A 5,395-nucleotide genomic window follows, 5' to 3' on the forward strand; every position below is an offset into this window, starting at 1 on the left:
GCCGGCACCGCGAGCGGCGCCGGCGCCGACACCGGCCTCGACCGGCCGCAGCGATAGCCGGGCGGGGTTCGCGACGATGCTGACGATGCGTCACACCACGACACTGCGCGCCGCCCTGGCCGCCTCCACCCACGACCGGATCGTCTACGACCTCGACGGGATCGAGGGCCAGTACGCCACGCTGCTACGCGAACTGCCCGGGATCTCCGTCCGCTTCGCCATGAAGGCGTGCCCGGTGGACGAGGTGCTCACGGCCCTGGCGCAGGCCGGCGCCGGCTGCGACGCGGCCAGCCCGCACGAGATCGCCCAGGCGCTGCGCGCCGGCGTCCCGGCCGGGCGGATCCACTACGGCAACACCGTCAAGTCCGACCGGAACATCGCCGAGGCGTACCGGCTGGGCGTCCGGGACTTCGCGACGGACAGCCTGGCCGACGTGGCGGCGCTGGCCGTCCACGCGCCCGGCAGCCGGGTGTTCTGCCGGCTCGCGACCAGCGGCGAAGGGGCGCTCTGGGGCCTCAGCCGGAAGTTCGGCTGCTCGCCGGAGGACGCCGTGCTGGTCCTGGAGACGGCGCGGGCGGCGGGGCTCACCCCGGCCGGCCTCTCCGTCCACGTCGGCTCGCAGCAGATGACCGCCGGGGCCTGGCAGCGTGCGGTGGACGAACTGGCCGCGGTGACCGAGGCGTTGAACGCTCGGGGCATCCTGCTGGACCACGTCAACCTGGGCGGCGGCCTGCCCGCCCTCGGCGTCCTGGACAAGCGGGGCCGGCCGCTCGACCCGCCGCTGGACAAGATCTTCGCCGTGCTCCGGGAGGGCATGCAGCGCCTGCGGGAGGTGTCGGCCTCGCCGCTGGACTTCCTGCTGGAGCCGGGCCGCCACCTGGTCGCCGACCACGGCGCGATCCGGGCCCACGTCTCCCGGCTGTCCGCGCGGCGGCAGCTCTCCGGCGAGCGGCAGCACTGGCTCTACCTGAGCTGCGGCAAGTTCAACGGCCTGTACGAGATGGACGAACTGCAGTACCGGCTGGAGTTCCCCACCCATCCGGAACCGCCGTATGTGCCGGCCGTCGTCGCGGGCCCGACCTGCGACAGCGACGACGCGTACGCCGACGAGGACGGCCTGGTCCCGGTGCCGGCCGCCGCCGCGTCCGGGGACCCGGTCTGGATCTTCTCCTGCGGCGCGTACGCCACCGCCTACACGACCCAGGGCTTCAACGGCTTTCAGCCGCTTCCGTACACCTGCATCCGCGGTGGCGACGTCTCCATGGGAGGTGACGGGTAGATGTCCGACGACATCCGCATCCGCCGGCTGGCCGCCGGCGACTGGGACGACGTGGTCGCGCTGGAGGAGCGCGCCTACGCCGCGAGCGGCCTGTCCGAGGGCCGGGCCGCCCTGGAGTCCCGCGGCCGGGCCTCGCCCGACACCTGCTTCGCCCTGGAGTACCGGGGGCGGTTCGGCGGCTACCTGCTGGCCCTGCCCTACCCGCTGTTCCACTGCCCGGACCTGAGCCGCGCGGAGGCGGCCGGGACGGCACCCGGCATCAGCCCTGACCCGGGGTCCGGCACGGGAACGGGGAGCAACATGCACGCGCACGACCTCGTCATCGCCGAGGAGCTGCGCGGCCGGGGCCTGGCACCGGTGCTGCTCACCCACCTCGCCGGGACGGCCCGGAAGCGGGGCTTCACCACCATCTCGCTGGTGGCCGTCCGCGGCAGCGACGTCCTGTGGGCCCCGCTCGGCTACCGGGCCGACCCCGGAGTCGTGCTCCCGGCGAGCTACGGCGACCGCGCGGTCTACATGTCGATGCCGCTCCTCCCGGCCGGGACGTCCTCCCCCGTCCGCCCGGCCGGGCACACCAACGTCCGGCCGGCCGGGTCGGCACCGAAAGTCGAAGTGGGCTGATGCACATGTTCCGCGTTCGCGATGACTACCGCCGGTCGCAACTGGCCATCGCGGCCCTGTTCCTCTTCCTCGGCTTCCAGTACGCGACCTGGGTCTCGCGGCTCCCCGCGCTGCGCACCCGGCTCGACCTGGGCGAGGCCGAGATCGGCCTGCTGCTGATGGTCTGCGGCATCGGCGCCGCCGTCTCCTTCCCGCTCGTCACGTGGCTGATGAAGCGGCTGGGCTCGCGCATGCTGGCCATCGTCTCCGCGCTCGCGCTGGGCGCCGTCCTGCTCGCGCTCTCCGTGGTGCCGGACTACCCGGTCACGCTGCTGGTCGTGTTCTGCGACGGCGTCGCGGTCGGCTGTCTGAACGTCGCGATGAACGCGCAGGGCGCGGCACTGGAGGAGCGGTTCCGGCGGACCACGATGTCCCGCCTGCACGCGACGTTCAGCGGCGGCTCGCTGCTGGCCGCCCTGCTCGCCTCCGGCGTCAACGCGTTCACCGGCACGCTCGCGGTCCACTTCGGCCTCGCCGTCGCGCTGCTGGTGCTGGTGCTCGGCCTCGCCCGGCCGGGTCTGCTGCGGGAGGACCGGGACGCCGGGCCGGCCCCGGCCGCCCAGGAGCCCGCTGCGGAGCCCGCGCAGGAACCCGCGCGGGACCTCGCCGGGGCCGGGGCCGGAGCCGGGACGGCGGACGGGCGGAAGCGCCGCAGGCTCTCCCTCCCCTCCCGGGTGACGCTCTGGATGGGCCTCGCCATGGTGTTCGGCACCGTGACCGAGGGCGCGATGAACGACTGGTCGGCGCTCTACCTCAAGGACGTCGTGCACGCGGCGCCCTCGCTGGCGCCGCTGGGCATCGCGGTCGTCTCGGTCATGATGGTGCTGGCCCGGATCTTCGCCGACGGCTGGCGCAGCCGCCTCGGCGACGGCGTGATCGTCCGGGCCGGAAGCCTGCTGGCGGGCTGCGGCCTCGCGCTCGCCCTGCTGGTCGGCGGCCTGGTGCCGACGCTGCTCGGCTTCGCCTGCGTCGGTGCGGGCGTCGCCGCCGTCACCCCCTGCGTGTACGTGGCCGCGGCCCGGCAGGGCTCCGACGCGCTGTCGCTGGTGGCCGCCATGGGCACCACGGGCCTGCTGGCCGGGCCGGCCATGATCGGTTTCATCGCCAACGGCAGCGGCCTGACCTGGGGCATGGCCGCGGTGGCCGCCTCGGCGGCGGTCGTCTCGCTCTGCGCCACCCGGATCCGCTGGCCCGCCGTCCACCGGGCACCCGCCGACGAACCGTCCGCGGCCGGCCCCGCGCCCGGCGGCGCCCTCCACGAGGCCTGAGCCACTCCCCACGGTCCGTGCGTCGCTCTCCCCCGAGGCGCACGGCCCGGGGCCCCCGTCCCGCTCCCCGGGGCGGGGGCCCGTCACCGCCCTCGCCACTGCCCCTGATCACGTCCGGGCGGCCGGCCGGCCGGGGACGGCGGACAAGCAGGCGAAAACCAGGTGCAACCGTCCCACCCCGCTGGCTAGGGTCGGCGGATGACCACTCGCACCTTCCGCATCATGGTCCGCGGCGTCTTCGACGGCCTCACCCCCGGCCAGCACGCCGAACTCACCGCCCGCGCCGACCAGCACAGCATCCTCAACGCCGCGTTCACCCCGGAAGGTCACCTCAGCTACGACCTCGCCGCCCGCGCCGCCTTCACCTTCCGCTTCCTGGACTCCGGCGAGGCGGAGGAGGACATCCTGGACGCGACCGAGCGCGCCGAGGAAGCCGCAAAGGCCTGGCTGAGCGAGCGCGGCTACGGCTGGAAGAACCTGCGCAGCCAGGCCGAGGACCTCTCCCAGGCCGCCCTGGGCAAGCGGCAGCGCCGCGCCGCCCGCACCGCCTGACGGTCCCGGACCTGCGCCCGCCTCCCGCCTCCCGCTTCCCGCCTCCCGCTGACCGGATCGTTCCGCACCCGGCCCCGATGGTGCCTTCCGGCTGCACCCCGCGCCGACCATGCTCGAAGCATGAACAGCGCACTCGTCGTCATCGACGTCCAGGAGTCCTTCCGGCAGCGGGCCGACTGGGCGGCCGTCTCCGACCCCGGCATCGCGACCAAGGTGAACCGCCTGGTCGAGCACACCCGCGCCGGCGGAGACCTCGTCGTCTGGGTCCTGCACAGCGATCCGGGCACCGGCACCGTCTTCGACCCGGCGAACGGGCACGTCCGCCTGATCGAGGGCCTGGAGCCGGCCGCCGACGAGCCCGTCATCACCAAGACCTCGCACAACGCGTTCACCACCACCAACCTGCAGCAGCTGCTCACCACGCGCGGCATCCGCGAGGTGGTGGTCTGCGGCATCCGCACCGAGCAGTGCTGCGAGACCACCACCCGGGTCGCCGCGGACCTCGGGTACGACGTCGTCTTCGTCACCGACGCCACCGCGACCCACCCCGTCGAGCACCGCGACGCCCCGCCCGGCCGCAGCCTCGCCGAGATCCTCGCCGACCCGCGCACCCTCTCCACCGACGCGGTCATCGCCCGCACGGAGTACGCTCTGGCCGGGCGGTTCGCCCGGGTCACCAGCGTCGAGGAGCTGACCGGATCGTGACGCGCGTCGTCTTCCTGCTCGTGCCGCAGCTGCACCTGCTCGACCTCGCCGGGCCCGCCCAGGTGTTCTCCACCGCCGCCGAGCAGGGCCTCGGCTACGAGGTCCGGTACGTGGCCGAGCAGGAGGACGTCCCCACCGCCCAGGGCCTGGCCCTCCGGGCCGCCACCACATGGCCCGAGCTGACCGCGGAGGACCTGCTCGTCGTCCCCGGCTGGCGCTCCCACGTCCTGCGCGCCCACGGCGAGCTCGCGCCGGCCACCCTGGCCCGGCTCGCCGCGCACCACGCGGCCGGCGGCACCGTCGCCAGCGTCTGCGCGGGCGCCGACGCCCTCGGCCGCGCCGGCCTGCTGGACGGCCGCCGCTGCACCACCCACCACGACGTCCAGGAGGAACTCGCCGCCCGCCATCCGCGCGCGACCGTGGTCCGCGACGTGCTGTACGTCGCCGACGACCGGGTGATCACCTCCGCCGGCATCGCCAGCGGGATCGACCTCGCCCTGCACCTGGTCGCCGTCCGCCACGGACCGGCGGCGGCCGCCCGGGTCGCCCGGGAGATGGTCGTCTACGCCCGGCGCAACGGCGACGAGCAGCAGGCGAGCGTCATGCTCCGGCACCGCGCCCACCTCGTCGACGCCGTCCACCGGGTGCAGGACCTCATCGACGCCCGCTTCACCACCCGGCTCGGCCTCGCCGACCTCGCCGCGGCCGCCGGCGTCAGCGAGCGCACCCTCACCCGCCACTTCACCGAGGCCACCGGGCTCACCCCGCTCCGCTACCAGCAGGAACTCCGGGTCGAGCGCGCCGAACACCTCATCGCCCACGGCGTCACCGCCGAATCCGCCGCCCGCACGGTCGGTTTCCAGGACGCCCGCATGCTGCGGCGCCTCCGCGCCCGCGCCTTCTCTACCGAAAGGCAGAGAGAGGAAGCCGA

General features: G+C 74.8%; 5 protein-coding genes and 1 pseudogene. All 6 read left to right on the forward strand.

Translation table 11 applies throughout. The annotated features are described in order from the left end of the window. Positions 1 to 85: 85 nt before the first annotated feature. The gene (locus tag ABZ885_RS34705) at positions 86 to 1,279 is read left to right on the forward strand and encodes a type III PLP-dependent enzyme (protein ID WP_360197800.1); all 1,194 of its coding nucleotides are present in this window, start codon (positions 86 to 88) and stop codon (positions 1,277 to 1,279) included. Continuing rightward, positions 1,280 to 1,690, forward strand: a pseudogene (locus tag ABZ885_RS34710) (GNAT family N-acetyltransferase); the annotation flags it as partial. It abuts the gene before it with no gap. A 32-nt stretch (positions 1,691 to 1,722) separates the two neighbouring features. After that, on the forward strand, positions 1,723 to 3,207 hold the full coding sequence (locus tag ABZ885_RS34715; RefSeq protein ID WP_360197803.1) for an MFS transporter: 1,485 nt from the start codon (positions 1,723 to 1,725) through the stop codon (positions 3,205 to 3,207). Positions 3,208 to 3,405: 198 nt separating this feature from the next. After that, positions 3,406 to 3,759 (forward strand): DUF6204 family protein, encoded by a 354-nt coding sequence (locus ABZ885_RS34720; protein ID WP_360197806.1) that lies wholly within the window; start codon positions 3,406 to 3,408, stop codon positions 3,757 to 3,759. 120 nt (positions 3,760 to 3,879) lie between these two features. Next, positions 3,880 to 4,464 carry an isochorismatase family protein gene (locus ABZ885_RS34725; RefSeq protein WP_360197809.1) on the forward strand — a complete coding sequence of 195 codons (585 nt, stop codon included), beginning with the start codon at positions 3,880 to 3,882 and terminating at the stop codon, positions 4,462 to 4,464. Beyond that, a partial coding sequence (locus tag ABZ885_RS34730) for an AraC family transcriptional regulator (protein ID WP_360197811.1) occupies positions 4,461 to 5,395 on the forward strand: 935 nt, incomplete at its 3' end. The genes ABZ885_RS34725 and ABZ885_RS34730, both read left to right, overlap by 4 nt.

Source organism: Kitasatospora sp. NPDC047058 (genome assembly GCF_040643935.1).
Lineage (GTDB): Bacteria > Actinomycetota > Actinomycetes > Streptomycetales > Streptomycetaceae > Kitasatospora.